The following is a 25,970-nucleotide window of genomic DNA, read 5'->3' on the forward strand; positions in this document are numbered from 1 at the left end:
TCGGTTCCGGGCCTATTCTGTGACGGAATTGACTTTCGTCACCTCTGCCGACACGTTGCCCTGTCCAAACCGGGCGGTGATGGCCTGGCCGGCTGACAGCTGATCGGCACTCCGTACGATGCGATTCTGGTCATCCCGCACGATGGCGTAGCCGCGGCCAAGGGTGGCCAGCGGGCTGACCACGTTCAGGGTCTGGGCGCTCAACTGGAGCTTTTCCTGCTGCTGCCGCAGGTTCTGGCGAATGGCTTTGTTCAGCCGTTCATTCAGTCGCTGCACCTGCTCCCCGGCATTCTGCAGGGTTTTTGCTGGCGACTGGGTGCCCAGCCGCTGGGCCAGGTGTCCGGTTTTAAGCTGCTGTTGCTGCAGCTTCAGGTTCATGGCCTTGTTCAGGCGCATGTCCAGCTCGTCCATGCGCTGGGCTTTGTCCTGGAGTTCCCGGCGCGGGTCCCGAAGCCTTGCGGCCAGGTGGCCGAGTTGCTGGTCCAGCCGGAGCAGCAAGCGGCGGGCGGATTGCCCCAGCCGGAGTTGCTGTTCAGCCAGGCGGCGCAGCCACTGGCTTTGATCCGGCGAGATTTTTTCCGCTGCGGCAGAGGGGGTGGGTGCCCGAAGGTCTGCCACGAAATCGGCGATGGTAACGTCCACTTCGTGGCCCACTGCACTGACGGTGGGAATAGAGCATCCGGCAATCGCCCGGGCGACGGCTTCTTCGTTAAAGCACCAGAGGTCCTCCAGCGAGCCGCCGCCCCGGCCAATGATCAGCACATCCGCCACGCCGTGGCGCTGGGCGCGATCGATGGCGTTTACAATGTCGGCCGTCGCAGCCTGCCCCTGAACGGCAGTGGGGTAGAGCGTGACCGGAATGGCCGGGCAACGCCGTGCCAGCACGGTGAGAATGTCGTGAATGGCTGCGCCGGTGGGTGAAGTGACCACGCCGATGTGGCGCGGGGTAACGGGCAGGGGCTTTTTGCGAGCCGGGTCGAACAGGCCCTCGGCCTGCAGTTTCATTTTCAGGGCTTCAAATGCCTGCTGCAGCGGCCCCAGGCCGGCAGGTTCCAGGTGTTCTACGATGATCTGGAAGTCACCCCTGTTCTCGTAGAGGGTCACCTTGCCGCGAATGCGGATCTGGTCGCCTTCTTTCGGCAGGGTGCGAATACGCTGGTTCGCCCCGCGAAACATGGCGCAGCGTATCTGGCATTTCTGGTCTTTCAGCGAAAAGTACCAGTGGCCGGACGATGGCCGGGAAAAGCTGGACAATTCGCCTTCCACCCACACCTGCATGAAGCTGGATTCGAGCAGGTGCCTGGCCTGATGATTGAGTTCGGAAACGCTCAGTGCTCTTGGGCGGGTGTCCGGATAGGGGGGTATCAAAGGGCGGGCTCCCGGTTTTTTCATACGCAATAGCCGAAGGTGACAGGCAAAAATAACGTAAATTCAGAAAGATGCAACCAAACCGCAAAAACCCTGCGGTTTACTGTGTTCTGTCACCACTTTATAATAGATCGATTAAGGATTTTGCTTTGTTGCACCGCCGCGGGTGCAGCTGGGAAATCCCAAACTTAGCATGTTCAAAAGGCGGACCCAAATGCTGCGTATTGCCGAAGAAGCCCTCACGTTTGATGATGTTCTCCTGGTTCCCGGATTCTCGGAAGTTCTACCTCACCAGGTTGAGCTGAAAACCCAGTTGACCAAAGGTATCACCCTGAACATTCCGCTGGTATCAGCGGCCATGGACACGGTAACCGAAGCTGAGCTGGCGATCGCCATGGCGCAGGAAGGCGGCATTGGCATCATGCACAAGAACATGACGGTTGAACAGCAAGCTGCTGCGGTACGCAAGGTCAAGAAATACGAAAGCGGTGTGGTGAAAGACCCGATTACCGTTAACCCGGACACCACCGTGCGGGAACTGGTTGATATCACCATGGCCAACAGCATCTCTGGCCTGCCGGTGGTGGATGGCAACGACCTGGTAGGTATCGTTACCGGCCGTGATATCCGCTTTGAAAGCCGCATGGATACCCCGGTGCGGGATATCATGACGCCGAAAGACAAGCTGGTTACCGTTAAAGAAGGCGCCAGCCTTGAGGATGTGAAAGAGCTGCTGCACCGCCATCGCATCGAGAAAGTGCTGGTGGTTAACGACGACTTCCAGCTGCGCGGCCTGATTACTGTTAAAGATATCCAGAAGGCCAAGGATTACCCGCTGGCCTGTAAAGACGAACAAGGCCGTCTGCGTGTTGGCGCTGCGGTGGGTACCGGTGGCGATACCGAAGCCCGTATTGCCGCACTGGCTGAGGCCGGTGTAGACGTGATCGTGGTAGACACGGCCCACGGCCACTCCAAGGGTGTGATTGACCGGGTTCGCTGGGTCAAGCAGAACTACCCGGATGTGCAGGTGATTGGTGGCAATATCGCGACTTCCGACGCAGCCATCGCCCTGGCCGACGCAGGCGCAGATGCTGTGAAGGTTGGTATCGGCCCCGGCTCCATCTGCACCACCCGTATTGTGGCAGGTATTGGCGTACCTCAGATTTCTGCGGTTTCCAATGTAGCCGCTGCCCTGAAAGAGCGCGGTGTGCCGTTGATTGCCGACGGTGGCATCCGGTTCTCCGGTGATATCGCCAAGGCCATTGCCGCTGGCGCCCACGCGGTGATGGTTGGCAGCCTGCTGGCCGGTACTGACGAAGCCCCGGGTGAAGTCGAACTGTTCCAGGGTCGTAGCTATAAGGCCTACCGTGGTATGGGTTCCCTGGGTGCCATGGGGCAGGGCTCCAGCGACCGTTACTTCCAGGACGCCAGCAAAGGTATTGAAAAGCTGGTTCCGGAAGGTATCGAAGGTCGTGTTGCCTGCAAGGGCCCGATGCGTAACATCGTGCACCAGCTGGTTGGCGGTCTGCGCGCCTCCATGGGTTACACTGGCAGCGCCACCATGGACGAAATGCGCACCAAGCCTGAATTTGTGCGGATTACCAATGCCGGTATGCGTGAGAGCCACGTTCACGACGTGACCATCACCAAGGAAGCGCCGAACTACCGCATCGGTTGATTCAGCCTGATCTGATGCGGCCCGGTTTCCGGGCCGCGTTGTTTTTTTAAAGCCCGAGGACTCCATGGCTCAGAACATTCACGACCACCGTATCCTGATTCTTGATTTCGGTTCCCAGTACACCCAGCTGATTGCCCGTCGCGTTCGGGAAATCGGGGTTTACTGCGAGATCAAGGCCTTTGATATCACAGACGAAGAACTCGCCGAGTTCAATCCCAAAGGCATCATTCTGGCCGGTGGTCCGGAGTCGGTAACCCAGCTGGGTGGTCCCCGTGCTCCGGAAGGCCTGTTCGACAAGGGCATCCCGGTTCTGGGTATTTGCTATGGCATGCAGACCATGGCCGAGCAGCTCGGCGGCCGAGTGGCCAGCTCCGAGAAGCGCGAGTTCGGTTATGCCCAGGTTAAGGTTCGTGCCAAGGGCCCGCTACTGGCAGATATTACCGACCACCTGACGCCGGCTGGCGATTCCCTGCTGGACGTCTGGATGAGCCACGGCGACAAAGTAGTTGCCATGCCGGAAGGCTTCGAGCTGCTGGCGTCTACCGAAAGCGCGCCGGTTGCCGCCATGCAGGACCTGAGCCGCAACCTGTACGGCGTTCAGTTCCATCCGGAAGTCACTCACACCCTGCAGGGTAAGCGCATCCTCGAGCACTTTGTCCTGACCATCTCCGGTTGTGAGGCTCTGTGGACCCCGGCCAAGATCGTTGACGATGCCGTTCGCCAGATTCGCGAGCAGGTGGGTTCCGACAAGGTGCTGCTGGGCTTGTCCGGCGGTGTTGATTCCTCGGTTACCGCCGCGCTTCTGCACAAGGCCATTGGTGACCAGCTGACCTGCGTGTTCGTGGATAATGGCCTGCTGCGCCTGCACGAAGGCGACCAGGTGATGGACATGTTCGCCAGCAACATGGGCGTGAAGGTTATCCGTGCCGATGCCGAAGACCTGTTCCTGTCCAAGCTCAAGGGCGAGAACGATCCGGAGCAGAAGCGCAAGATCATCGGTAACACCTTTATTGATGTGTTCGATGCTGAAGCCGCGAAGATCAAGGATGTGAACTGGCTGGCCCAGGGCACCATCTATCCGGACGTGATTGAATCCGCTGCGTCCAAAACCGGTAAAGCCCATGTCATCAAGTCCCACCATAATGTGGGTGGCTTGCCGGAAACCATGAAGATGAAACTGGTGGAGCCGCTGCGCGAGCTGTTCAAGGACGAAGTCCGCAAGATCGGCCTCGAACTTGGCCTGCCGTACGACATGGTCTACCGCCACCCGTTCCCGGGGCCGGGTCTGGGCGTTCGTATCCTTGGCGAAGTAAAGAAAGAGTACGCCGAGATCCTGCGCCGCGCCGATGCCATCTTCCTGGAAGAGCTGCACCGCGCGGACCTGTACCACAAAACCAGCCAGGCTTTTGCCGTGTTCCTGCCGGTGAAATCCGTGGGTGTAGTGGGTGATGCCCGCCGCTACGAATACGTGATCGCGATCCGTGCCGTGGAAACCGTGGACTTTATGACAGCACGCTGGGCGCGGCTCCCGTACGAACTGCTGGAAACCGTATCCAACCGGATCATCAACGAAATCTCCGGCGTCTCGCGGGTTACCTACGATATCTCTTCCAAGCCGCCTGCGACCATTGAGTGGGAGTAGGGGGCAGGGCTGACTAGCATCAGAAGGCGGCAAGCAGAAATGCTTGCCGCCTTTTTTCGTTTTCAGGTCATCATTCGGCGGTCAGCAACATCTTGACCGCTTTCTCCTTCGCCGCCTGGCTGAAGATGTCGTAGGCTTTTTCGATGTCATTGAGTTTGAGGCGGTGAGTGACCAGGTCAGCAGGCTTCACATCGCCACTCTCGACCACCTTCATCAATACCGGAATGGTGTTAGTGCTTACCAGGCCCGTGCGCACCGTGATGTTTTTGATCCATAGGTCCTGCAGCCGGAACTCCACGCTCTTGCCGTGTACACCGATGTTCGCGATGTTGCCGCCGGCGCGAATAATGCTCTGGCAGATATCGAAGGTCTCGGGTATACCGACCGCCTCCATGGCGACGTCTACACCCTCACCGTTGGTCAGTTCTTTGATGGTTTCGATCGGATTTCTGGCGATGGTGTCTGTGGCCCCCAGCATCTTGGCCATCGCCAGGCGGTTCTCGTCCGGATCAATCATGATGATGCGCGAAGGTGAGTAGAAGCGGGAGGTCATTACGGCGGCCAGTCCGATGGGGCCGGCGCCGATGATGGCGACTGTGTCCCCCAGTTTGACTTCGCCGTTGAGAGCGCCAATCTCGTGTCCTGTGGGCAGGATGTCGCTGAGCATCACCGCAGCAGCCGGGTCCATGCCTGCAGGCAGGGGATACAGGCTGTTGTCGGCATGGGGGATGCGTACATACTCGGCCTGGGTGCCATCGATCAAATGCCCCAGAATCCAGCCGCCGTCCCGGCAATGGGCATAGATGCCGCGCTTGCAGTAGTCGCAACGGCCGCAGGAGGTGACGCAGGAAATCAACACCTTATCGCCAACTTTGATGTTGGTTACACCGTCACCAACTTCTTCAACCACTCCCACGCCTTCGTGGCCGAGAGTACGGCCTTTCGTGACCGCTGGCACATCGCCTTTCAGAATGTGGAGGTCGGTGCCGCAAATGGTGGTATGGGTGATGCGCACCACGGCATCTGTGGGTTTCTCGATTGCAGGCTGTGGCTTGTCTTCCCAGCTGCGCTTTCCTGGTCCGTGAAATACCAGTGCTTTCATAACGTTCTCTCCTTGAAGGGTGCAAGGCTGCCACTGCCAGCCTGGGCAACGATAGCCTTGCATAGACTGCGCTGATTGAAACTGACTCATGTCATTATAGGCAGTGAGTGGGGAAAATGTATGGCAGTTTAAAGACTGAAGATCCTTCTTCTGGTGAGGGCGTGCCCGGCGCCGTCGCTTGGTTAAGAAGGCGAATAATGGTATTTTCGTGGCGCTTTCGGGGTTGGCCACTATCGTAGTTGTATAAGGCGCTATCAGCAGAGCCGCGTTTATGTCGGAATTACCAAAGAATGACGAATACTGGATGGCTCGTGCACTGGTGCTGGCGGAACGGGCGGCCTCGATAGGCGAAGTGCCCGTTGGTGCGATTGTTGTCCGTCATGGCCAGGAGCTGGGCGTGGGTTACAATGCACCCATTACCGGTTGTGACCCCACGGCCCATGCGGAGATTCGGGCCTTGCGCGACGCCTCCGCCAGGGCAGGAAATTACCGGCTGACCGGGGCAACCTTATACGTCACGCTTGAGCCTTGCACCATGTGCGTGGGAGCCATTGTGCACAGCCGCATCAGTCGTCTTGTGTATGGTGCACGCGAGCCCAAAGCGGGCGCGGTTGAATCTGCCCGGTGCACGCTGGACGAAGCCCACCTTAACTGGCAAGTGGATGCAGAAGGCGGGGTTCTGGAAGGCGAGTGCGGCCAGATTATCAGCGATTTTTTCAGCCGGCGGCGGGCCGAGATTCGACGGCGGCGTAAACAGAATTCAGGGAAGGAGTAATTCTACGTGAAAGTACTTGTCACCGGCGGTGCCGGTTATATCGGCAGCCATGTGGTCCGGCAGCTGGCCGCAGCAGGCCACGACATTGTGGTATTTGATAACCTGTCCACCGGCTATCGCTGGGCGGTCACTGCCGGCGAGCTGGTGGTGGGCGACCTGGCGGACGAGCAGGCGATTGAGGCGGTTTTCGCCCGGCATAAGTTTGAGGCGGTCCTGCACTTTGCCGCCAACATTGTGGTGCCGGAGTCGGTCAGCAATCCCCTCAAGTATTACAGCAACAACACCCGCAACACCCTGAACCTGCTCAAAGCGGTGGAAAGCCACCAGGTGCCCTACATGGTGTTTTCCTCCACGGCTGCTGTGTATGGCATGCCGGAAGAAACGGTACTGACCGAAGATCTCCCGCTGGCGCCCATCAATCCCTACGGTGCTTCGAAGATGATGAGCGAGCGCATGATGATGGACCTGGCCGCGGCCAGCAGCCTGAACTATGTGATTCTGCGCTACTTCAACGTGGCCGGCGCTAACCCCGAAGGACTTCTGGGCCAGGCAACGCCGGAAGCGACTCACCTGATCAAGGTGGCCAGCGAGTGCGTGACCGGGCAGCGCGAGGGCATGAGCGTCTTCGGCACGGATTACGAAACCCGCGATGGCACCTGCATCCGCGATTACATCCACGTGGAGGACCTGGCCAAGGCCCATGTGATGGCGCTGGATTATATGGCCGGAGGCGGGGAATCGCAGGTGCTGAACTGTGGCTACGGCCGCGGCTTTACCGTGCGGGAAGTGATTGATGTGGTAAAGCAGGAATCCGGTGTGGATTTCCCGGTCACCGAAACCGGCCGCCGCGCCGGAGACCCGGCTGCCTTGATGGCCGACAACACGCGAATCAAGAAAGTTCTGGGCTGGCAGCCGGATTACGATGACCTCAATACCATCGTGCGCACCGCGCTGGCCTGGGAAAAGATCTGGCTGCAGAAAAAAGCCGCTGATTGACGCACTTTTCAACGAAATTCAGGAACAGTTACATGAAAATCACGATTTTCGGAACCGGTTATGTTGGCTTGGTGACGGGTGCCTGCCTGGCGGACGTGGGGCACCACGTGCTGTGCATGGATGTCGACCAGGGCAAGATCGAAAAGCTGAAGAACGGCCAGATCCCCATCTATGAGCCGGGCCTGGATAACATCGTCAAGCACACGGTCGAAGCGGGCCGCCTTTCCTTTACCACCGATACCGAAGAAGCCGTCAAGCACGGCACCTTGCAGTTCATCGCCGTGGGCACGCCGCCGGATGAAGACGGCTCTGCCGACCTGCAATATGTGCTGGCCGTGGCCAAGTCCATCGGCCAGTACATGGATGATTACAAGGTGGTGGTGGACAAATCCACCGTACCGGTTGGCACCGGCGACAAGGTGAAAGCGGCGGTTCGTGCGCAGCTGGATCATCGCAGCCTGGAGCTGGATTTCGATGTGGTCTCCAACCCGGAGTTCCTGAAAGAAGGGGCGGCCATCAACGACTTCATGAAGCCGGACCGGATTGTGGTGGGCACCGATAGCGAACAAGCCGCGGACCTGCTGCGCGAAGTTTACTACCCGTTCAACCGCAGCCACGACCGGATGATCTTCATGGACATCCGTTCCGCCGAGCTGACCAAGTACGCCGCCAACGCCATGCTGGCCACCAAGATCAGCTTCATGAACGAAGTGGCCAACCTGGCCGAGCGCCTGGGCGCGGATATCGAGGAAGTGCGTCGCGGTATCGGTTCCGACCCCCGTATCGGTTACCACTTTATCTATCCCGGCTGCGGCTACGGCGGCTCCTGCTTCCCGAAAGACGTCCAGGCCCTGGCCCGCACCGCCCGCGATTGTGATTACGAATCCAAGCTGCTGAATGCCGTAGAAGCGGTGAACTACGCACAGAAGCACGTGCTGTTCGACAAGATCAGCCATTACTTCCAGAGCGACCTGAAGGGCAAGGTCATCGCCGTGTGGGGACTGGCGTTCAAGCCGAATACCGACGACATGCGTGAAGCCTCGGCTCGCACCCTGATGGAAGACCTCTGGAAAGCCGGGGCCACCGTGCAGGCCTTCGATCCGGAAGCCATGGAAGAAACCCAGCGCATCTACGGTGACCAGGATGGCCTGACCCTGTGCGGTACCAAGGAGCAGGCCCTGAAAGGCGCCGATGCCCTGGCCATCTGCACTGAGTGGAAAGAATTCCGCTCCCCGGATTTCGACGTGGTGTCCAACACCCTCAAGCATCCGGTGGTCTTTGATGGTCGTAACCTGTACGAGCCGGAAATGCTCGAGCGCTATGGTTTGATCTACTACGCCATCGGCCGCGGCCGTAACCAGTTCCATTCGGCGCTCTGAGCCGGGGAGGGCAGGTGATGTTCCAGTTACATGAACGCCTGGCGGCAGACACCCATAACCTTGGGCGCAGCCAACTGTGCGAAATCCTGCTGATGAACGACCGCACCTGGCCCTGGATTATCCTGGTGCCGGCGGTGCCGGATATTCGGGAGATCTACCAGCTCGACAAAGAGCAACAGGAACGGTTGCTGGAAGAATCGTCGACCCTGAGCCAGGGCATGATGGAGATCTTCGGTGGCGACAAGATGAACGTGGCGGCGCTGGGCAACATGGTGCCGCAGCTTCACCTGCACCACATCGTACGCTTTGAAGGCGACCCGGCCTGGCCGGGCCCGGTATGGGGCAAACAGCCGCCGGTTCCCTATGAGGACGGCGAACTGGAACAGATCAAGGCAAAACTCAAGCCGCTGCTTCAGCAACTGGCCTGAGTACTCTTTGGTATTACTCCCGGCCCTGCTGCCACTGCGCCAGGGTCTGGGAACCTACCAGAATCATCCGAAGCTCCGTCTTCAGCTTGGCTTTCAGCTCCTCCCGCTCCTTCGGCGTGGCATCCAGCGCTTCCGCGCCCTGATTGAACACCAGGGTAACCATGGACTCGGCCACCAGGCGGGCATCCGCCAGCGGCTTGTTCTGCTCCTCGGCAAACCGGCGCAAATCATCGGCCAGCTCCGTCACGAAGTGATCAATCTCCGCCTTCACCGCCGTCCGGAACGGCTTCGACACCCCGGTACGCTCCCGCAGCATCAGACGGAACAGATTGGCATTATTGCCCAGATACTCCATAAACGTATCCACCGACGTAGAAATAGCACTGCCGTCGCGCACAATCCGCTTGCGGGCCTGCCGCATCAGCTGCCGCAGCGCCACACCGCCTTCGTCCACCAATGCCAGCCCCAGCTCATCCAGCTCGGCAAAGTGCCGGTAAAACGACGTCGGCGCAATCCCGGCCTCCCGGGCAACCTCCCGCAAACTGAGACTGCCAAAGCCCCGATCCGCGCTCAGCTGTGCCAGGGCCGCATCCATCAGCGCCCGCCGGGTTTTCTGTTTCTGTTCCGCTCTGGTGGCCAACTTACAACTCCATCCGCCGGTCAAACCATGCATTCTAGCCCCCGGTTTTTTGATAGTCACCTTTACGCCCGATTTGCGGTGCCTGACGCCTGATTTTCAATCCCAATATGTTTATAATGAGCGGCTTTCATTTGTGCCGGCCCAACATCTTTGAGGTCGGGAACACAATAGCGTCAGGTGGGGGAAAGGCCTTCCGAAAATTTGCGGAGCCATGGATGGCGGAGCAGAAGCGCACAGGGATGTCTCGAGCGTTTTTCGGAAGGCCTTTCCCCCACCTGATGCGGGCGCCGATCGCCCAGAATTCAAAGTCAAACGTACACATTAAACGTAACGGGAACCGATATGCGCAGTCATTATTGCGGTGGGATCAACGAATCTCACATTGATCAGGAAGTTACACTCTGCGGATGGGTACACCGCCGCCGTGACCACGGTGGGGTAATTTTCCTGGATCTGCGGGATCGGGATGGCATGTCCCAGGTGGTTGTCGACCCGGACACCCCGGAAAGCTTTGCCCTGGCAGAGAAAGTTCGCAGCGAATTTGTTGTCAAAGTAACCGGCCGCGTGCGTCGTCGCCCGGCAGGTACCGAAAACAACAACATGCCCACCGGCCAGGTGGAGCTGCTGGGCAAGGAAGTCACCATCCTGAACGCCGCCGCCACGCCTCCGTTCCCGCTGGATGAGCATGTAGACGTTGGTGAAGACGTTCGCCTGCGCTACCGCTTTATCGACCTGCGCCGTCCTGAAATGATCAACCGCCTGCGTTTCCGTTCGCGGGTCACCAGCTACATCCGTAACTTCCTGGACAGCCGCGGCTTCATGGATGTGGAAACCCCCATCCTGACCCGCGCCACACCGGAAGGTGCCCGCGACTACCTGGTGCCGAGCCGTACCCACGAAGGTTCTTTCTTCGCGCTGCCCCAGTCTCCGCAGCTGTTCAAGCAGATGCTGATGGTGTCCGGCGTTGATCGTTACTACCAGATTGCCAAGTGCTTCCGTGACGAGGACCTGCGGGCCGATCGTCAGCCGGAATTCACCCAGGTAGACATCGAGGCCTCTTTCATTGATGAAGAGACCCTGATGAAGCTGAACGAAGACATGATCCGTGCACTGTTCAAAGACGTGCTGGATGTCGACCTGCCGGAATTCCCGCGCATGCCGTATTCCGAGGCCATGCAGCGCTACGGCAGCGACAAGCCGGACCTGCGTATCCCGCTGGAACTGCAAGACGTGGGCGACCTGGTTGAAAGTGTCGACTTCAAGGTATTTGCCGGCCCCGCCAAGGATCCGAAAGGCCGTGTTGCCGCCCTGCGTGTGCCCAAAGGTGCCGAGCTGACCCGTAAGCAGATTGACGACTACACCAAGTTTGTCGGTATCTATGGCGCGAAAGGCCTGGCCTACATCAAGGTCAACGAGCTGGCCAAGGGCGCCGAAGGCCTGCAATCTCCGATCGTGAAGTTCCTGGGTGATGACGTTGCCCTGGCGATCATGGAGCGCGTGGGCGCAGAAGACGGCGACATCGTGTTCTTCGGTGCCGACAAGGCTACCGTGGTGAACGAAGCCCTGGGTGCCCTGCGCATAAAGGTTGGCCACGACCTGAACATGCTCACCTGCGAGTGGGCGCCGATGTGGGTTGTGGACTTCCCGATGTTTGAAGAACTGCCGGATGGCGGCCTGACGGCTATCCACCATCCGTTCACCGCACCGTCCTGCAGCCCGGAAGACCTGGCCGCAGACCCGGCGAACGCCTTGTCCCGTGCCTATGACATGGTTCTGAACGGTACCGAGCTGGGTGGTGGTTCCATCCGTATCCACGACGAGAAAATGCAGGAAGCCGTATTCCGCATCCTCGGCATTGGTGAGGAAGAAGCCCGCGCCAAGTTCGGCTTCCTGCTGGATGCCCTGAAGTTCGGTTGCCCGCCGCACGGTGGCCTGGCCTTTGGCCTGGATCGCCTGGTGATGCTGATGACCGGTTCTTCGTCTATCCGCGATGTCATCGCCTTCCCGAAAACCCAGAGCGCCACCTGTCTGATGACCCAGGCGCCGGGCGAGGTTGATGAAAAGCAGCTGAAAGAACTGCACATTCGCCTGCGCCGCTCTGCCAAGGCCGTTGAAGGCAACAAGGCAGAAGACAAAGAGTAAGGGCACAATGCCGGAGGTGGTGCGCCACCTCCGGCCTGGCCACACTCTCCCACTTCCGAGGGCAGACGGATGGCAATCATCCTGGGGGTAGACCCCGGTTCCCGAATTACCGGTTACGGCATCATCCGCGTTGAAGGTCGCACCATCGAGTACATCGACAGCGGCTGCATCCGGGTGGGGGAAAAGCCCATGGCCGAGCGTCTGCAAACCATCTTCCAAAGCCTTGCGCTTCTCATCGGCGAGTATCGCCCTGAAGAATTTGCCATCGAGCAGGTGTTCATGGCCCGCAACCCGGATTCCGCCCTGAAACTGGGGCAGGCCAGGGGAGCGGCCATTGTCAGCGCTGCCAACAGCGGCCTGGCGGTACACGAGTACTCGGCCCGGCAGGTCAAGCAGGCGGTGGTGGGTACCGGTGGTGCGGACAAGTCCCAGGTGCAGCATATGGTACAGGCGCTGCTGGGGTTGTCCCGCAAGCCTCAGGCCGATGCTGCCGATGCCCTGGCCATTGCCCTTTGCCATGCCCATATGAATCAGAGTGTCATGAAGCTGGCACGGTCTGGTGGCAAGGTGCGTAGCGGGCGTGTGCGACAACAATAACCGGCTGGCAACAGCTACAGGAGTCCTGCTTTGATTGGTCGTATTCGAGGAATATTGCTGGAGAAGGCGCCGGGGCACGTTCTGGTGGAATGCTCCGGCCTGGGTTACGAAATCGACATTCCCTACACCACCTTTTTTCATCTTCCGGATGCAGGCCAGGAAGTCACCCTGCACACCCATTTTGCGGTGCGGGAAGATGCCCAGAGCCTGTTCGGCTTTGCCTCACGGCTCGACCGTGATTTGTTCCGCCTGCTGATCAAGGTCAACGGTGTAGGCCCCAAGCTGGCGGTAGGCATACTCTCCGGCCTGGATGCGCAGCAGTTTATCCGCTGCGTGGAAGTGAAAGACGTCAACGCCCTGGTGAAACTGCCCGGCGTCGGCAAAAAGACGGCAGAGCGACTGCTGATCGAGATGGCGGACCGTATCGGACAGCTGGAAGGGCAGTTTGTGCCGGCGATGCCGGACACCCCGGCTGCATCCGGGGGCCCTGGTAATCAACCGCCAACAGGCCCGGACCCGCGGGACGAGGCGGAAGCGGCCCTGATTGCCCTGGGCTACAAACCCCAGGAAGCGGCAAAGGCCATCAGCAAGGTGGCCGAGCCGGAGATGACCAGCGAAATGCTGATACGGCTTGCCCTGAAGAACATGATACCGGCCGGGTGATGTCCCGGCTTTTTTGTGTCGCTCCATGACACTATTGTGTAGAGAGCGTAACGTGACTCGAACCAAGCCCTTTGTACAATTGGTGCAACCTGGAATTCAGGGGCAACCAATGGGCACGTTGTTTATTCCCAGCAAGCGGATAATGCCATGATTGAATCGGACCGACTGATATCGGCGACAGCCGGAGACTACGAGGAAGTACAGGACCGGGCCATCCGGCCTACGCTGCTATCCGAGTATGTTGGCCAGCCCAGTGTCCGTGAACAGATGGAGATCTTCATTTCTGCCGCCCGTGCCCGGCAGGAAGCCCTGGACCACGTGTTGATCTTCGGCCCGCCGGGGCTGGGTAAAACCACGCTGGCCAACATCATTGCCAACGAGATGGGGGTGTCCATCAAGACCACCTCCGGACCGGTGCTGGAGAAAGCCGGCGACCTGGCCGCCATGCTCACCAATCTGGAAGAAGGCGATGTCCTGTTTATCGACGAGATTCATCGCCTGAGCGCTGCGGTTGAAGAAGTGCTGTATCCGGCCATGGAAGACTACCAGCTGGATATCATGATCGGAGAAGGGCCGGCCGCCCGCTCCATCAAGCTGGACTTGCCACCGTTCACGCTGGTGGGTGCCACCACCCGTGCCGGCCTGCTGACTTCGCCGTTGCGGGATCGCTTTGGCATTGTGCAGCGGCTTGAGTTCTATAACACCCAGGACCTTACCCACATCATCATCCGTTCGGCCCGCCTGTCGTCAGTGAAAATTGATGAGTCCGGTGCCTTCGAGATTGCCCGCCGCTCCCGGGGCACACCACGGATTGCCAACCGGCTGCTGCGCCGGGTGCGGGACTTCGCGGAAGTTCGGTCAGACGGCCATATCACCGCCGATATCGCCGACCAGGCCCTGAATATGCTGAAAGTAGACAGCCAGGGCTTTGATCACATGGACCGCCGCCTGTTACTGGCGATGATCGAAAAGTTTGATGGTGGCCCGGTGGGCGTAGAGAGCCTGGCGGCAGCAATCAGCGAGGAGCGGGGCACCATCGAGGATGTGCTGGAACCGTTCCTGATCCAGCAAGGCTACATGGTGCGCACCCCCCGGGGGCGTATGGTGACCTCCAACGCCTACCAGCATTTCGGTGTGGTGCCGCCGAAATCCGGTAGGGAGGAAGATCGTTTTGACTGAGAACAGCCCGAATATCTTCGAACTACCCATCAGGGTGTATATAGAAGATACGGATGCCGGTGGTATTGTTTTCCACGCCAAGTACCTGCACTACATGGAGCGGGCACGAACCGAATGGGTTCGCAGCCGGGGTGTGGGCCTTCGGGCTGGCCTTGAGGACAACATCAGCTACGTGGTGCAGCGCATGAACATCCATTACCGGACGCCGGCAAAGCTGGATGATCAGTTGCTGGTTACAGCCGAGCCGGTGGCATCGTCCCGGGTATGGATGAGCTTTCGCCAGCAGGTACTTAAGGCGGAGAGCCGGGAGTTATTGTGTGAGGCAGAAGTGCGGGTGGCGTGCATTGCACTGGATACCGGCAAGCCCCGCCGCTTGCCGGAAAACATGTTGGAGATTCTTAAGAGCTCCGCGTAACGAATTGAAAAATATAAACATGGTCGGGAGTAGATAGTGGAAGCGGAACTTTCAGTCTGGCATCTGATTGCGAACGCCGGGGTACTGGTGCAACTGGTTATGTTGCTGCTGGTGGCAGCCTCGGTTATGTCCTGGGCTTTGATCTTTCAGCGCCTGCAGGTGTTTCGCAAGGCCAAGCGTGCGCAGTTGGCCTTTGAAGAAAGGTTCTGGTCTGGCATGGACCTGGGCCAGCTGTACAAGGAAGTAAGCTCAGACCCCACGCCGTACTCCGGCATGGAGGCGGTGTTCCGGTCCGGTTTCAAGGAATTCTCCCGCCTGCGCCAGCAAAGCCGGGACGCCGATGCGGTCATGGAGGGTGCCCAGCGCGCTATGCGGGTGGCTTTCTCCCGGGAGCAGGAGCGGCTCGAAACCCATTTGCCGTTCCTGGCCACGGTGGGTTCCACCAGTCCCTACGTGGGCCTGTTCGGTACCGTTTGGGGCATCATGAACTCCTTCCGGGGCCTGGCGCAGGTTCAGCAGGCAACCCTGGCTACGGTTGCGCCGGGCATTTCCGAAGCCCTGATCGCCACCGCCATGGGTCTGTTTGCCGCGATTCCGGCGGTTATTGCCTACAACCGGTTCGCCGCTATGTCTGATGCCTTGCTGAAGAACTACGAGACCTTCGCGGAGGAATTCTCCAGCATCCTGCATCGCCGGGTTCACAACAACGACCAGGCCGCAGGCTGATGGCTGACACCGGGCAAAGGGGAGAAGCGGTATGAAAGGCATGGGAATGATGCCCCAGCAGCGGCGCAGGCCGATGTCGGAAATCAACGTGGTGCCCTACATTGACGTAATGCTGGTGCTGCTGGTGATCTTTATGGTGACGGCGCCCATGCTCACCCAGGGGGTGAAGGTGGATTTGCCGGAGACCACGTCTGACCCGATCCAGCAGGACAAAGACGTGGAATCCATTACCGTGTCGGTGGATGCCAATGGCGCCTATTACCTGGAAGTGGGTGATCGTGGCGGCGATCCGATGTCGCTGGACGAAGTGACCGACCAGGTGGCGAAGATTCTTTCCCAGCGGGCCAACAGTGAAATCATGGTGCGCGGGGACGAGTTTGTGGATTACGGTGTTGTGGTGCGCCTGATGGCGGCACTGCAGGCGGCCGGCGCCAGTGGCGTTGGACTTATCACAGACATGCCCGACACTAACCCGTAACAAGGTGGCGAACGAGTTGTGACAGGTCACGAACGGGAAACGATCAGTACCGATACGCCACCGTGGAAGTCGCCGGTTGTGTTATCGGTGGCGCTGCATGTGTTGCTTCTGGTGATTGCCCTGGCAGGCTGGTCGTGGACCAATCCTGTACAGGAACCGGAGCCCCGCAGTATCTCGGCAAGGCTGGTAAGCCCCGAGCCCAAGCCCAGCCCGGTGGTCGACGAGCAGGATCAGCGCGACAAGGAAGAAGAGCGTCGCTTGCAGGAAGAGAAAGAGCGGCAGCAAGCGGAAGCCGAGCGCAAGCGGCAACAGGAAGAAGCCAGGCGCAAAGAGGCCGAAGAGCAGGCTCGCAAGCGAGAGCAGGAGCGCAAGCAGCAGGAGGCGAAAGCCCGGGAGTTGGCCGAGCAACAGGCTCGCGAGAAAGAAGCCGCCCGCCAGAAAGCGGAAGCCGAGGCAAAGGAGCGTGCTCGCCAGAAAGCCGAGCAGGAGCAGCGTGCCCGCGAAGAGGCTAAGCGTAAGGCGGAAGAAGAGCAGCGCCGCCGTGAGGAGGCCGAACGCCAGCGCCAGGAACAGCAAGCCCGGGAAGAGGCAGAGCGCAAACGCAAAGAAGCCGAGCGCCGCCTGAAAGAACAGCAGCTGGAAGCACTGGCTGAGCAGGCGCGGCAGGAACGTGAGGCAGAAGCACGGCGCCAGCAGGAGGCGGCAGCGGCACGAGCCCGGGAAGCCCGGATGCTCAGTGACAGCGAAAAATACCAGGCCCTGATTCGGGATCGTCTGACTCAGGTTTGGTATCCGCCGTCTTCCGCCACAGGGAACATGGTGGCCAGGCTACAGATCACCCTGTTGCCGACCGGGGAACTCGCCAATGTGCGGCTGGTCAGCAGTAGTGGTAATACAGCATTCGATAACTCGGCGCTGGGTGCGGCCCGCTCGCTTAACCGCTACCCGGTACCGGACGACAGGGATACTTTCGAGCGGTACTTCCGCCAGTTTACGATTGAATTCAATCCGCAACGCCTGCGGTGAGGCCAGGGACTGATATGACACAAAAAACGAGTTGCCATAAAACAACCGTGAAAATGCTCCTGACCGGCTGGCTGGCAGCGATGATGCTGTCGGCAGGTAACGCCAGCGCCGAGCTGCTGATCCGGATAACCGAAGGGGCGAACTCGGCCATTCCGGTGTCGGTTGTGCCGTTTGCCGAAAGCGGCGCCATGCCGCCGGGCGACAAGGTGAGCAGTATCGTACAAGGCGACCTCACCATGAGCGGTGAGTTCCGCACGCTTGAACCCTCGAAAATGCTGAGCCTGCCATCGAAGGGTTCAGATGTGTACTTCCGGGACTGGCGCATGCTCGGCCAGCGCTATGTGCTGGTAGGCGAACTGACCCGCAGTGGCGACAGGGTTCAGGCCCGCTATGAACTGTTTGATGTAAACCAGGAGAAGCGGATTCTGGGTGAGACCGCAGCTGCCGGTGTTGGCAGCGTCCGCACCCTGGCGCACCACATCAGCGACCGCATTTACGAAGCCATTACCGGAGAGCCGGGCGTGTTCTCCACCAAGCTCGCCTATGTGACCGTGAGCGGTGAGGGCGACCAGATGCGTTACCGGCTCCAGGTCAGTGACGTGGACGGCAAGCGGGCAAAAATCCGGCTGGAAAGCCGTGAGCCGATTCTGTCTCCGGCCTGGTCGCCGGACGGCAAGAAACTGGCCTATGTGTCGTTCGAAACCGGCAAGCCCGCCATCTATGTGCACGAGCTGTCTTCCGGGCAGCGGGACAAGGTAGCGGATTTCTCCGGCCTGAACTCGGCCCCGGCCTGGTCGGAAGACGGCAAGTCCCTGTTGATGACTCTGTCCCGTGACGGCAATGCGGAAATCTACCAGATGGACCTGGCCAGCCGGAAAACCACCAAGCTGACCAACCACTGGGCCATCGACACCGAGCCGGCCTGGGACTATGCCAACAAGGGCATTTACTTTACCTCGGACCGTTCCGGTGGCCCGCAGATCTACTTCATGGAGCGCCCGGGTGCCGAGCCGCGCCGGATCACCTTCGGCAGTCGCTACAACGCGCGGCCGCGGCCGGATAACAAGGGTGAGTACGTGTATTACGTGCACCAGCGGGACCGGGCATTCCACATCGCCCGCACCAACCTGAAAACCGGTGACGAAAGCATTATCACCCGCACCGAATCGGATGAATCACCCAGTGTGTCGCCCAACGGCCGACTGCTGATCTATGCCACCGGCCAGAACGGAGCCAGCGTGTTGACCGTTGTTTCTGCCGACGGCGGTGCGGCCTACAGCCTGCCTGCGGCCGATGGCGATGTAAGAGAACCGGCCTGGGGGCCGATCACCCGCTGATGCTGTTAGCGCGGGCAGAAAAACTGGTTTAAGCAAACTCAAAAAGAGGGAAAGGAAGTATGAAACTGTCATTCTCAACAAAAGTGTTCGCTATGGTGCTTTCTGCCGGACTGGTAGCAGGCTGTAGCTCCACCGGCGAAAACATGGAAGACGAAGCCTACGGTTCTGACGTCCAGGCTATCGGCGGTGATGACGGCTCCACGGTGTATGGTGGCGACGATGGCGATGGCGTTTCCTCCGGTGTTCTGAGCGACGAAGAGCGCCAGGCTGCCCGTGAGCAGGCCGAGCAGCAGGCCCTGCGTGATATCACGACCTTCTACTTCGATTTCGATACTTCCGAAATCAAGCAGGAAGCCCGTGACGTGCTGGTTGCCCACGCCCGCTACCTGGCCGACAACCCGCGCCAGCAGGTTCGCCTGGAAGGCCACGCCGATGACCGCGGTACCAAGGAGTACAACCTGGCCCTTGGTGAGCGCCGTGCCAATGCTATCCAGCGTTTCCTGATTGTGAACGGGGCTTCCCGTGGCCAGATGGAAACCGTAAGCTACGGAGAAGAGAAGCCGGCTGTACGTGGCACTTCCGACAGCGCCCGGGCGCAGAACCGTCGCGTAGAGTTGATTTTCCAGTAAACCTTCTGATTAACCGGACGGGCCCATGAGAAAACAGCTCATGGCGACCGTGCTGATCCCGCTGGGCCTTGGCCTGGCGGGAGTCGTTCAGGCACAGTCGTCGAATGTCTCCTCCCAGAGCAGTGCCGAACTGTTCTATATGATCCAGCAGTTGCAGGGCGATGTTCGCCGCCTGCAGGGCCGGGTTGAAGAGCAGCAGCATGAAATTAACCGGTTGCAACAGCAGGGCCGGGATCGGTACGTCGACCTGGATCAGCGTATCCTGGATCTCTCCAAGGCGATCGAGGCGCGCCCTGAGCCTGCTGCCGCAAGTTCAGGCGGGGCCGCGAACGCTTCAGGGGGCAGTGGCTCGCAGCCGGTACAGCCGGTGAAGGTTTACCGGTCTCCGGAAGCGGACGAGAAACAGGCGTATGACGAGATCATCAGCCTGATCCGTAACGACAAAGACTACGACACCGCCATTTCACGGCTGTATGACTTTGTCGACAAGTATCCCGAAGGCGACCTTACCGTGAATGCCTATTACTGGCTCGGTGAGGTTTATCTGGCAAAGCCGCAGCCCGAGCAGGCCAAGCAGGCGTTCACGCTTGTGGCAACCCGCTACAGTGATCACCGCAAAGCGCCAGATGCGGTCTACAAGCTGGGCGTCGCGCTGGATCGGCTGGGTGAGAAAGACGAAGCCGTGCGCCGGATGCAGAGCGTGATCGATCGTTATCCGCAGTCGTCTGCCGCAGGCCTGGCTAAAAAATACCTGGACAGTGCAGGAAGTTGATCGCACATTGAACGATCTGGTTGTCCGGTGATCAGTCAGGAAAAAAATATAAAGATTCCCGAAAAAAGGGGTTGATCACCAAAAAAAATTCAGTAATATGTGCGCCTCGTTTGGGTCGTTAGCTCAGTTGGTAGAGCAGTTGGCTTTTAACCAATTGGTCGAAGGTTCGAATCCTTCACGACCCACCAAACACAGAATGCCCGAAACCAGCGCGGGTGTTCGCCGGATGAAAAGCCGGCAAAACCGTTACGGGTCGTTAGCTCAGTTGGTAGAGCAGTTGGCTTTTAACCAATTGGTCGAAGGTTCGAATCCTTCACGACCCACCAACAAACCGGATTGCCTCAGGGCGATTTGGTTGAAAAAAAGAGCCTTAGGGCTCTTTTTTTTTGCCTGTCGGGCCACCATCTTTTAATCAGCCCCGGCTGCCACTCAGGGCTTTATCACGGGTATATTGCAGGCCGATGAAATGCGGTGGGGAAGTGATATACTCTGGCTGTAAACGTATTTCAGAGATCCAGCGATGACACGAGCGCAAGACCGTATCCTTGTTCAGGAACACCTGGCCCACCAGGCCGAGCCCAAGCCTTTGAGCGACAGTGAAAAGGCCGACCTCGAGGCGCGCATCAAAGATGCCCTCAAGGCGAAGGATGCCGTGCTGGTTGCGCATTACTACACAGACCCGGACATCCAGCGACTGGCTGAGGAAACCGGTGGCTGTGTGGCAGACTCGCTGGAAATGGCCCGCTTTGGCAACCAGCATCCCGCGTCTACGGTTGTGGTGGCAGGCGTCCGCTTCATGGGCGAGACCGCCAAGATCCTTAACCCGGAAAAGCGTGTGCTTATGCCCACCCTGGAAGCGACCTGCTCGCTGGATGTGGGCTGCCCGGCGGACGAGTTCTCCGAGTTCTGCGACCAGCATCCGGACCGGACCGTGGTGGTCTACGCCAATACTTCGGCGGCCGTGAAGGCGAGGGCAGACTGGGTGGTTACCTCCAGCTGTGCCCAGGCAATTGTTGAGCACCTGGATGCCCGGGGCGAGAAAATCCTGTGGGCGCCAGATAAACACCTTGGCCACTACGTGCAGAAAACCACGGGCGCCGATGTGCTGCTGTGGGACGGCTCCTGCATTGTGCACGAGGAATTCAAGTTCCGTGGCCTGGAAGATCTCAAGGCCCTGTATCCGGATGCCGCCGTGCTGGTGCACCCGGAATCACCGGATGCCGTGGTGCAGATGGCGGATGTGGTGGGTTCAACGTCCCAGCTGATTAACGCGGTGCAGACCCTGCCGAATGAAGAGTTCATTGTCGCCACCGACAACGGTATCTTCTATAAGATGCAGCAGCTGGCGCCGAACAAGACTTTGATTGAAGCTCCGACTGCCGGAAACGGTGCTACCTGCCGCAGCTGTGCCCATTGCCCCTGGATGGCCATGAACGGGCTCGAGAACCTGCTGCATGTCCTGGAAACCGGTGACCAGGAAGTGCTGGTAGACGATGCATTGCGTGAGGATGCCTTGCGCCCCCTGCGCCGTATGCTGGACTTTACTGCCAATATGAACCTGAAGGCCGCAGGCAACGCCTGATTTCAGCCTTGCCCGTTCTTACTGGCGGGCCTCCTGAAGGCGGCTGGCAATTTCGCCCAGGCGCTGATTGATCACCTGCCGTTCGGTAGACCCGGCCGGCAGCAGTTCCTGGGCCTGGCGCAACTGGCGCTGGGCCGCACGCCAGTCTCCCATCAGTACCTCATACTCTGCCCGTGCCCGATGCACGCCCACAATATTGCGGGCCATACCTTCTGCTTCTGCCAGTCGCAGCCAGACCTGTTCCTGGTGCGGATATTGTCGGCTCATATCCCTGAGTACAGACGCTGCTGCAGAGCCGTTACCGTCACCGATTTCGGCGCTGGCCAGCATCATGCTGATCGGGTAGTTGCCCGGATTGCGTGACAGCGCACCCTGCAACAGGTTCCTGGCCTCGGCAAAGCGCTGCTGGCTGATTTGTGTTTCGGCCAGGGAGACCTGAAACGTGATGCGCCCCGGATTGTCTTCCAGCAGTTCCCTCAGGATGTTTTCTGCCTTCTGGTACTGCCTGGCTTCGTGATAGGCCACGGCCAGGCCATAGCGGATGGCATCGTTGCGCTGGGCGTCGTTCCGGTTCAGGTAGGCCTCGAAGGTTTCGATCGCAATCTCCGGGGATTGGGCGTAGTGCACCTGCAGGCGGCTGCGGACAAGGTGGTATTCCTGGCCATCCCGCACCCGGTCGTCGGGGTATTGTTCGGCCCGGTTGCGGGTGTCGGCTACCCGGCTCTGGGTGAGGGGGTGCGTGGAAAGGTATTCCGGCAGCCGGTTACCTTGCAGGCGGTTCTGGCGCATCATGATCTCGAACATTTCCGGCATGCCCCGCGGATCCATGCCGGCGCTGGCCAGGATGTCCAGGCCCACACGGTCAGCTTCCTGTTCGTGGGATCGGCTGTAGGCCAGCATGTTCTGCATGGAGATAGCCTGGGTGCCGGCAATGGCGGCAATGCCGATGTCTGACTGGGTAACGGCCGATAACACAATGCCGGCAATCATGCCGGCGAGGGTCAGCGGTGCGCTGGTTTCCTGCTGTTGCATGCGCCGGGCAAAGTGACGCTGGCTCAGGTGCGCCAGTTCGTGGGCCAGTACCGAAGCAAACTGCTGCTCGGTGGCGGCGTTCAAAAACAGCCCGCCATTCACGCCAACGATACCGCCGGGCACGGCAAAGGCGTTCAGGGCAGGGCTGTCGATCAGTGCCAGGCTGAGATTGCGATCATCCAGCGGAGCCGAGGGCACCAGCCGGTAAATCATTGAACTGAGATAGTCGTAAACCAGCGGATCCTGGATCTGCGGGGCCGAGCGCCGGATGGAGGTCATCACCTGCTGGCCGATGTCGGCCTCCTGCTGGCCGGAAATCAGGCCACCGCTGCCGCCAATGCTGGGCAGTGTGGAGTTATTGGCGGTCAGCGCAGCCGGTGTGGTCAGCAGGCTGGCGGCCAGGGTCAGGGCCAGGCTTAAACGCGATCTGCTTCGGCGATTTTTGGAGTGCGTCATGGATTCCGATACTGCCCCGGTTTCAGATGGCCGTTAGACCAGTGGTGCCCTTCGAAGTTCTGGTTTGGATTACCAACTCTTGAGGTGCAATAGGGTAACACCACCGGCATAATGCGTGCCTGAATACTGACTGAATGTTAATGGTAACTTTTTCTTATGGCTGACCGAAGTCTGGACGCAAGCGGCCTGCGCTGCCCGATGCCGTTACTGAAGACCAAGCTTGAGCTCAACGGCATGTCGCCGGGTGAGCAGCTGGAAGTGCTGGCTACCGATGCCGGCTCTAACCGGGACATTCCCGCCTATGTTGCCATGTCGCCCCACCGGCTTGTCAGCCAATCGGAGAGTAATGGCGTCTATCGTTTCATGATAGAGTGCGGCGGTTAATTTCCGGAGATTTTCATGGTCAGAATTTTACGGGGCCTGGCCCACAAGTATTTCTCGGACGAAGAAGCGGTCATCCTGTTTTTGCTGCTGGTGACCGGAACAATTTTCGTCATCTGGTTCGGTGCCATGCTGGCGCCGGCCATTGCATCACTGATTGTCGCTTTTATCCTGCAAGGGCTGGTGTCCAAGCTGAATCGCATGGGGGTTCCCCAGACGGTTGCGGTTATTTCGGTGTTCCTGGTGTTTATGGGTGTGCTGATCGGGTTTATCTTCGGCCTGCTGCCGCTTATCTGGACGCAGGTGAGCACCCTGGCCGGCGAAGCGCCCCGGATTATCCGCGAGCTGCAGTCGTATCTTTCACTGTTGCCGCAGGAATATCCCCATCTGGTCTCCGAAGAGGCGGTGAACCTGATCTACGCGGAAATCTCTGCGGAAGTAGGGCACGCAACCCAGTGGCTGGTGTCTTTCTCGCTTTCCAGTATTCCGGACCTGGTGGCCCTGCTGATTTATATGGTGCTGGTGCCGATCCTGGTGTTTTTCTTCCTGAAAGACCGGGAGCTCATCGTCAATTCCATTGGCCGCCTGCTGCCGCCGCAACGCCCGATGATGGTTCGTATCTGGCACGAAGTTAACCTGCAATGTGCCAACTATGTGCGCGGTAAAGCCGTGGAAATCCTGATCGTTGGCGGGACCACCTACGTGGCGTTCAAGTTGCTGGGCATGCCCTATGCTGCGCTGCTCTCTTTGCTGGTGGGGCTGAGCGTGGTGATTCCCTATATCGGTGCCGCCGTGGTGACCGTGCCGGTCGCCGTGATCGGCTTGTTCGCCTTTGGCTGGAGCAGCCAGTTTATCTGGATCATGGTGGTTTACGGCATTATCCAGGCGTTGGATGGCAACGTGCTTGTTCCGGTACTGTTTTCAGAGGTTAACAACCTGCACCCGGTGGCCATTATCGTGGCGGTACTGTTCTTCGGAGGTATCTGGGGCTTGTGGGGTGTGTTCTTTGCGATTCCGCTGGCAACCATGCTGAAAGCCGTGTTTGCCGCGTGGCCGGTGCAGGAAGACATACCCGCACCGGCACAGGAAACCTGATTCAGAGCGCCTTGACGGCCTCGAGCACTTCGTCAACGTGGCCGGGTACTTTTACGCCCCGCCACTCCTGGCGCAGCACACCTTTCTTGTCGAACAGGAAGGTGCTGCGTTCGATGCCAAGATGCTCCTTGCCATAGAGCTTTTTCAGTTTGATGACGTCAAACAGCTTGCACAGGGTTTCATCTTTGTCTGAGATCAGGTGAAAGGGGAAATCGTATTTCGCCCGAAAGTTCTCGTGAGCCTTCAGGCCATCCCGGGAAACACCAAAGATTTCGGTGTCCAGCTCCGCGAACTGTGACATGCGATCGCGGAAGTCCTGGCCCTCGGTGGTGCAGCCGGGTGTATTGTCTTTCGGGTAGAAATAGATAACGATGTTTTTGCCCCTGAGGTCGGCCGGCCGGATGACCTGTTCACCGGTGGCCTCGGCTTCAAAATCAGGGATGGGTTGGTTCAATGCTACAGATGACATGAGTTCTCCTTGAATTCCCTTGTGTCGTTACGAGCCCAACATTACCATATCGGTTTTATTCGGACGGAGCTTTTATGATTACGGGTAGCCTTGTCGCACTGGTCACGCCCATGCATCCAGACGGTGAGATTCACTGGGAGGATCTGGACAAACTGGTCGACTTTCATATCGAAAACGGCACTCACGGCATTGTGGCTGTCGGCACCACCGGCGAATCCGCAACCCTGGACCCGAAAGAGCATTGTCGGGTTATCGGGCATATCATAAAACGGGTGGCCGGCCGGATTCCTGTGATTGCCGGTACCGGTGGTAATAGTACGCGCGAAGCGATCGAACTGACCACTGAAGCCCATAAACTGGGTGCCGATGCCTGTCTGCTTGTGGTGCCTTACTACAACAAGCCGACCCAAGAAGGCCTGTACCAGCACTTCAAGACCATCGCCGAAGCTGTACCGGGCATGAACCAGATTCTGTACAACGTGCCGGGGCGTACCGCCTGTGACATGTTGAACGAGACCGTTGAGCGCCTGGCTGATATTCCCAATATTGTCGGTATTAAAGACGCCACCGGTAACATTCCCCGCGGCAGCGAACTGATCGAGGCCGTTAAAGGCCGCCTGGCGGTTTACTCCGGTGACGACGCCACAGCCGCAGACCTGATGCTGGCCGGCGCCAAGGGTAACGTTTCGGTAACCGCGAACGTGGCTCCGAAAGCCATGTCCCAGCTGTGTGAAGCGGCGGTTGCCGGTGATCAGGGCGAAACCGCTCGCCTTAACGAGCTGCTGATGCCGCTGAACCGCAAGCTGTTCCTGGAAGCCAATCCGATTCCGGTGAAATGGGCCTTGCAGCGCATGGGCATGATTGGTGAAGGCATCCGATTGCCGCTGACACCGCTCAGCGAGAAGTTCCACGGCGAGGTGGAAGACGCCCTCAGAGCCGCTGGTGTTCTCTGAAGCCGTAAGAACCACCCGCTAACCGGAGTT

26 protein-coding genes and 2 tRNA genes are annotated in these 25,970 nt (G+C 59.1%); 23 read left to right on the forward strand and 5 right to left on the reverse strand.

Annotation, left to right across the window (positions count from 1 at the left end; translation table 11 throughout):
* Positions 1–12 precede the first annotated feature (12 nt).
* Positions 13–1,392 (reverse strand): exodeoxyribonuclease VII large subunit, encoded by a 1,380-nt coding sequence (xseA, locus tag AQ621_RS06200; RefSeq protein WP_058340713.1) that lies wholly within the window; start codon positions 1,390–1,392, stop codon positions 13–15.
* A 190-nt stretch (positions 1,393–1,582) separates the two neighbouring features.
* Here xseA and guaB point away from each other — a divergent pair, with 190 nt between their 5' ends.
* The gene (gene guaB / locus AQ621_RS06205) at positions 1,583–3,046 is read left to right on the forward strand and encodes an IMP dehydrogenase (protein WP_058340714.1); all 1,464 of its coding nucleotides are present in this window, start codon (positions 1,583–1,585) and stop codon (positions 3,044–3,046) included.
* A gap of 64 nt (positions 3,047–3,110) precedes the next feature.
* Positions 3,111–4,688 (forward strand): glutamine-hydrolyzing GMP synthase, encoded by a 1,578-nt coding sequence (gene guaA / locus AQ621_RS06210; RefSeq protein ID WP_058340715.1) that lies wholly within the window; start codon positions 3,111–3,113, stop codon positions 4,686–4,688.
* Positions 4,689–4,758: 70 nt separating this feature from the next.
* Here guaA and AQ621_RS06215 read toward each other — a convergent pair whose 3' ends face one another.
* On the reverse strand, positions 4,759–5,790 hold the full coding sequence (locus tag AQ621_RS06215; RefSeq protein WP_058340716.1) for a zinc-dependent alcohol dehydrogenase family protein: 1,032 nt from the start codon (positions 5,788–5,790) through the stop codon (positions 4,759–4,761).
* A gap of 271 nt (positions 5,791–6,061) precedes the next feature.
* On the opposite strand from AQ621_RS06215, the gene tadA reads away from it, so the two are divergent.
* Genes tadA through AQ621_RS06235 form a run of 4 tightly spaced genes read left to right on the forward strand, consistent with a single transcriptional unit; the run spans position 6,062 to position 9,368 of the window.
* Entirely contained in the window at positions 6,062–6,565 is a 504-nt protein-coding gene (tadA, locus tag AQ621_RS06220; protein WP_058340717.1) for a tRNA adenosine(34) deaminase TadA, read from the forward strand.
* Positions 6,566–6,571: 6 nt separating this feature from the next.
* Positions 6,572–7,561 carry a UDP-glucose 4-epimerase GalE gene (gene galE / locus AQ621_RS06225; RefSeq protein ID WP_058340718.1) on the forward strand — a complete coding sequence of 330 codons (990 nt, stop codon included), beginning with the start codon at positions 6,572–6,574 and terminating at the stop codon, positions 7,559–7,561.
* 32 nt (positions 7,562–7,593) lie between these two features.
* A complete protein-coding gene (locus AQ621_RS06230; RefSeq protein ID WP_058340719.1) occupies positions 7,594–8,940 on the forward strand; it encodes a UDP-glucose dehydrogenase family protein in 1,347 nt (448 codons plus the stop codon).
* A gap of 17 nt (positions 8,941–8,957) precedes the next feature.
* Positions 8,958–9,368: an HIT domain-containing protein gene (locus tag AQ621_RS06235; RefSeq protein ID WP_058340720.1), complete on the forward strand. Its 411-nt coding sequence runs from the start codon at positions 8,958–8,960 to the stop codon at positions 9,366–9,368.
* Positions 9,369–9,381: 13 nt separating this feature from the next.
* Here AQ621_RS06235 and fabR read toward each other — a convergent pair whose 3' ends face one another.
* Positions 9,382–10,008: an HTH-type transcriptional repressor FabR gene (gene fabR / locus AQ621_RS06240; RefSeq protein WP_022989112.1), complete on the reverse strand. Its 627-nt coding sequence runs from the start codon at positions 10,006–10,008 to the stop codon at positions 9,382–9,384.
* 342 nt (positions 10,009–10,350) lie between these two features.
* Here fabR and aspS point away from each other — a divergent pair, with 342 nt between their 5' ends.
* The 14 genes from aspS to nadA all read left to right on the forward strand — a co-directional run bounded on the left by aspS (position 10,351) and on the right by nadA (position 21,554).
* Entirely contained in the window at positions 10,351–12,150 is a 1,800-nt protein-coding gene (aspS, locus tag AQ621_RS06245) for an aspartate--tRNA ligase (RefSeq protein WP_022989111.1), read from the forward strand.
* Positions 12,151–12,219: 69 nt separating this feature from the next.
* On the forward strand, positions 12,220–12,747 hold the full coding sequence (ruvC, locus tag AQ621_RS06250; RefSeq protein ID WP_022989110.1) for a crossover junction endodeoxyribonuclease RuvC: 528 nt from the start codon (positions 12,220–12,222) through the stop codon (positions 12,745–12,747).
* 30 nt (positions 12,748–12,777) lie between these two features.
* Positions 12,778–13,410 carry a Holliday junction branch migration protein RuvA gene (gene ruvA, locus AQ621_RS06255; RefSeq protein WP_058340721.1) on the forward strand — a complete coding sequence of 211 codons (633 nt, stop codon included), beginning with the start codon at positions 12,778–12,780 and terminating at the stop codon, positions 13,408–13,410.
* Positions 13,411–13,557: 147 nt separating this feature from the next.
* Complete coding sequence (gene ruvB / locus AQ621_RS06260) at positions 13,558–14,589, forward strand: Holliday junction branch migration DNA helicase RuvB (protein WP_058340722.1); 1,032 nt, start codon at positions 13,558–13,560, stop codon at positions 14,587–14,589.
* Positions 14,582–15,004 (forward strand): tol-pal system-associated acyl-CoA thioesterase, encoded by a 423-nt coding sequence (gene ybgC, locus AQ621_RS06265; RefSeq protein ID WP_058340723.1) that lies wholly within the window; start codon positions 14,582–14,584, stop codon positions 15,002–15,004. The genes ruvB and ybgC overlap by 8 nt, the downstream gene beginning before the upstream one ends.
* A gap of 36 nt (positions 15,005–15,040) precedes the next feature.
* Positions 15,041–15,730, forward strand: a complete 690-nt coding sequence (gene tolQ / locus AQ621_RS06270; RefSeq protein ID WP_022989106.1) for a protein TolQ — start codon at positions 15,041–15,043, stop codon at positions 15,728–15,730.
* Between the two features lie 31 nt (positions 15,731–15,761).
* On the forward strand, positions 15,762–16,208 hold the full coding sequence (tolR, locus tag AQ621_RS06275; RefSeq protein WP_022989105.1) for a protein TolR: 447 nt from the start codon (positions 15,762–15,764) through the stop codon (positions 16,206–16,208).
* An 18-nt stretch (positions 16,209–16,226) separates the two neighbouring features.
* Positions 16,227–17,234 (forward strand): cell envelope integrity protein TolA, encoded by a 1,008-nt coding sequence (tolA, locus tag AQ621_RS06280; protein WP_082640921.1) that lies wholly within the window; start codon positions 16,227–16,229, stop codon positions 17,232–17,234.
* A 53-nt stretch (positions 17,235–17,287) separates the two neighbouring features.
* Positions 17,288–18,571, forward strand: coding sequence for a Tol-Pal system beta propeller repeat protein TolB (gene tolB, locus AQ621_RS06285; RefSeq protein WP_058340981.1), 1,284 nt, complete (start codon positions 17,288–17,290; stop codon positions 18,569–18,571).
* Positions 18,572–18,630: 59 nt separating this feature from the next.
* The gene (gene pal / locus AQ621_RS06290) at positions 18,631–19,200 is read left to right on the forward strand and encodes a peptidoglycan-associated lipoprotein Pal (protein WP_058340725.1); all 570 of its coding nucleotides are present in this window, start codon (positions 18,631–18,633) and stop codon (positions 19,198–19,200) included.
* Between the two features lie 25 nt (positions 19,201–19,225).
* Complete coding sequence (gene ybgF / locus AQ621_RS06295; protein WP_058340726.1) at positions 19,226–19,972, forward strand: tol-pal system protein YbgF; 747 nt, start codon at positions 19,226–19,228, stop codon at positions 19,970–19,972.
* A gap of 112 nt (positions 19,973–20,084) precedes the next feature.
* Positions 20,085–20,160: transfer RNA gene (locus tag AQ621_RS06300), tRNA-Lys, on the forward strand.
* A gap of 62 nt (positions 20,161–20,222) precedes the next feature.
* A tRNA-Lys gene (locus AQ621_RS06305) sits at positions 20,223–20,298 on the forward strand.
* 194 nt (positions 20,299–20,492) lie between these two features.
* A complete protein-coding gene (nadA, locus tag AQ621_RS06310) occupies positions 20,493–21,554 on the forward strand; it encodes a quinolinate synthase NadA (RefSeq protein WP_058340727.1) in 1,062 nt (353 codons plus the stop codon).
* Positions 21,555–21,572: 18 nt separating this feature from the next.
* Here the strand turns inward: nadA and AQ621_RS06315 are convergent, their stop codons facing one another.
* Positions 21,573–23,042 carry a M48 family metalloprotease gene (locus AQ621_RS06315; RefSeq protein ID WP_058340728.1) on the reverse strand — a complete coding sequence of 490 codons (1,470 nt, stop codon included), beginning with the start codon at positions 23,040–23,042 and terminating at the stop codon, positions 21,573–21,575.
* A 156-nt stretch (positions 23,043–23,198) separates the two neighbouring features.
* On the opposite strand from AQ621_RS06315, the gene AQ621_RS06320 reads away from it, so the two are divergent.
* Complete coding sequence (locus tag AQ621_RS06320) at positions 23,199–23,426, forward strand: sulfurtransferase TusA family protein (protein WP_058340729.1); 228 nt, start codon at positions 23,199–23,201, stop codon at positions 23,424–23,426.
* Between the two features lie 15 nt (positions 23,427–23,441).
* On the forward strand, positions 23,442–24,518 hold the full coding sequence (locus tag AQ621_RS06325; protein ID WP_058340730.1) for an AI-2E family transporter: 1,077 nt from the start codon (positions 23,442–23,444) through the stop codon (positions 24,516–24,518).
* Between the two features lies 1 nt (position 24,519).
* On the opposite strand, the gene AQ621_RS06330 is transcribed toward AQ621_RS06325, so the two are convergent.
* On the reverse strand, positions 24,520–24,987 hold the full coding sequence (locus AQ621_RS06330) for a peroxiredoxin (RefSeq protein WP_058340731.1): 468 nt from the start codon (positions 24,985–24,987) through the stop codon (positions 24,520–24,522).
* Between the two features lie 74 nt (positions 24,988–25,061).
* Here AQ621_RS06330 and dapA point away from each other — a divergent pair, with 74 nt between their 5' ends.
* On the forward strand, positions 25,062–25,940 hold the full coding sequence (gene dapA, locus AQ621_RS06335) for a 4-hydroxy-tetrahydrodipicolinate synthase (RefSeq protein WP_058340732.1): 879 nt from the start codon (positions 25,062–25,064) through the stop codon (positions 25,938–25,940).
* Positions 25,941–25,970 lie beyond the last annotated feature (30 nt).

The organism is Marinobacter sp. P4B1 (genome assembly GCF_001447135.1).
GTDB classification, from domain to species: Bacteria; Pseudomonadota; Gammaproteobacteria; order Pseudomonadales; family Oleiphilaceae; genus Marinobacter; species Marinobacter vinifirmus.

Coding starts and splice junctions, on each gene's coding strand:
- AQ621_RS06315 (WP_058340728.1), bottom strand. CDS start 23,042: ATGACGCACTCCAAAAATCGCCGAAGCAGATCGCGTTTAAGCCTGGCC.
- AQ621_RS06230 (WP_058340719.1), top strand. CDS start 7,594: ATGAAAATCACGATTTTCGGAACCGGTTATGTTGGCTTGGTGACGGGT.
- nadA (WP_058340727.1), top strand. CDS start 20,493: ATGACACGAGCGCAAGACCGTATCCTTGTTCAGGAACACCTGGCCCAC.
- ybgF (WP_058340726.1), top strand. CDS start 19,226: ATGAGAAAACAGCTCATGGCGACCGTGCTGATCCCGCTGGGCCTTGGC.
- aspS (WP_022989111.1), top strand. CDS start 10,351: ATGCGCAGTCATTATTGCGGTGGGATCAACGAATCTCACATTGATCAG.
- AQ621_RS06215 (WP_058340716.1), bottom strand. CDS start 5,790: ATGAAAGCACTGGTATTTCACGGACCAGGAAAGCGCAGCTGGGAAGAC.
- ruvC (WP_022989110.1), top strand. CDS start 12,220: ATGGCAATCATCCTGGGGGTAGACCCCGGTTCCCGAATTACCGGTTAC.
- dapA (WP_058340732.1), top strand. CDS start 25,062: ATGATTACGGGTAGCCTTGTCGCACTGGTCACGCCCATGCATCCAGAC.
- pal (WP_058340725.1), top strand. CDS start 18,631: ATGAAACTGTCATTCTCAACAAAAGTGTTCGCTATGGTGCTTTCTGCC.
- ruvB (WP_058340722.1), top strand. CDS start 13,558: ATGATTGAATCGGACCGACTGATATCGGCGACAGCCGGAGACTACGAG.
- guaB (WP_058340714.1), top strand. CDS start 1,583: ATGCTGCGTATTGCCGAAGAAGCCCTCACGTTTGATGATGTTCTCCTG.
- xseA (WP_058340713.1), bottom strand. CDS start 1,392: ATGAAAAAACCGGGAGCCCGCCCTTTGATACCCCCCTATCCGGACACC.
- tolR (WP_022989105.1), top strand. CDS start 15,762: ATGAAAGGCATGGGAATGATGCCCCAGCAGCGGCGCAGGCCGATGTCG.
- tolB (WP_058340981.1), top strand. CDS start 17,288: ATGCTCCTGACCGGCTGGCTGGCAGCGATGATGCTGTCGGCAGGTAAC.
- AQ621_RS06330 (WP_058340731.1), bottom strand. CDS start 24,987: ATGTCATCTGTAGCATTGAACCAACCCATCCCTGATTTTGAAGCCGAG.
- AQ621_RS06235 (WP_058340720.1), top strand. CDS start 8,958: ATGTTCCAGTTACATGAACGCCTGGCGGCAGACACCCATAACCTTGGG.
- AQ621_RS06320 (WP_058340729.1), top strand. CDS start 23,199: ATGGCTGACCGAAGTCTGGACGCAAGCGGCCTGCGCTGCCCGATGCCG.
- tadA (WP_058340717.1), top strand. CDS start 6,062: ATGTCGGAATTACCAAAGAATGACGAATACTGGATGGCTCGTGCACTG.
- AQ621_RS06325 (WP_058340730.1), top strand. CDS start 23,442: ATGGTCAGAATTTTACGGGGCCTGGCCCACAAGTATTTCTCGGACGAA.
- guaA (WP_058340715.1), top strand. CDS start 3,111: ATGGCTCAGAACATTCACGACCACCGTATCCTGATTCTTGATTTCGGT.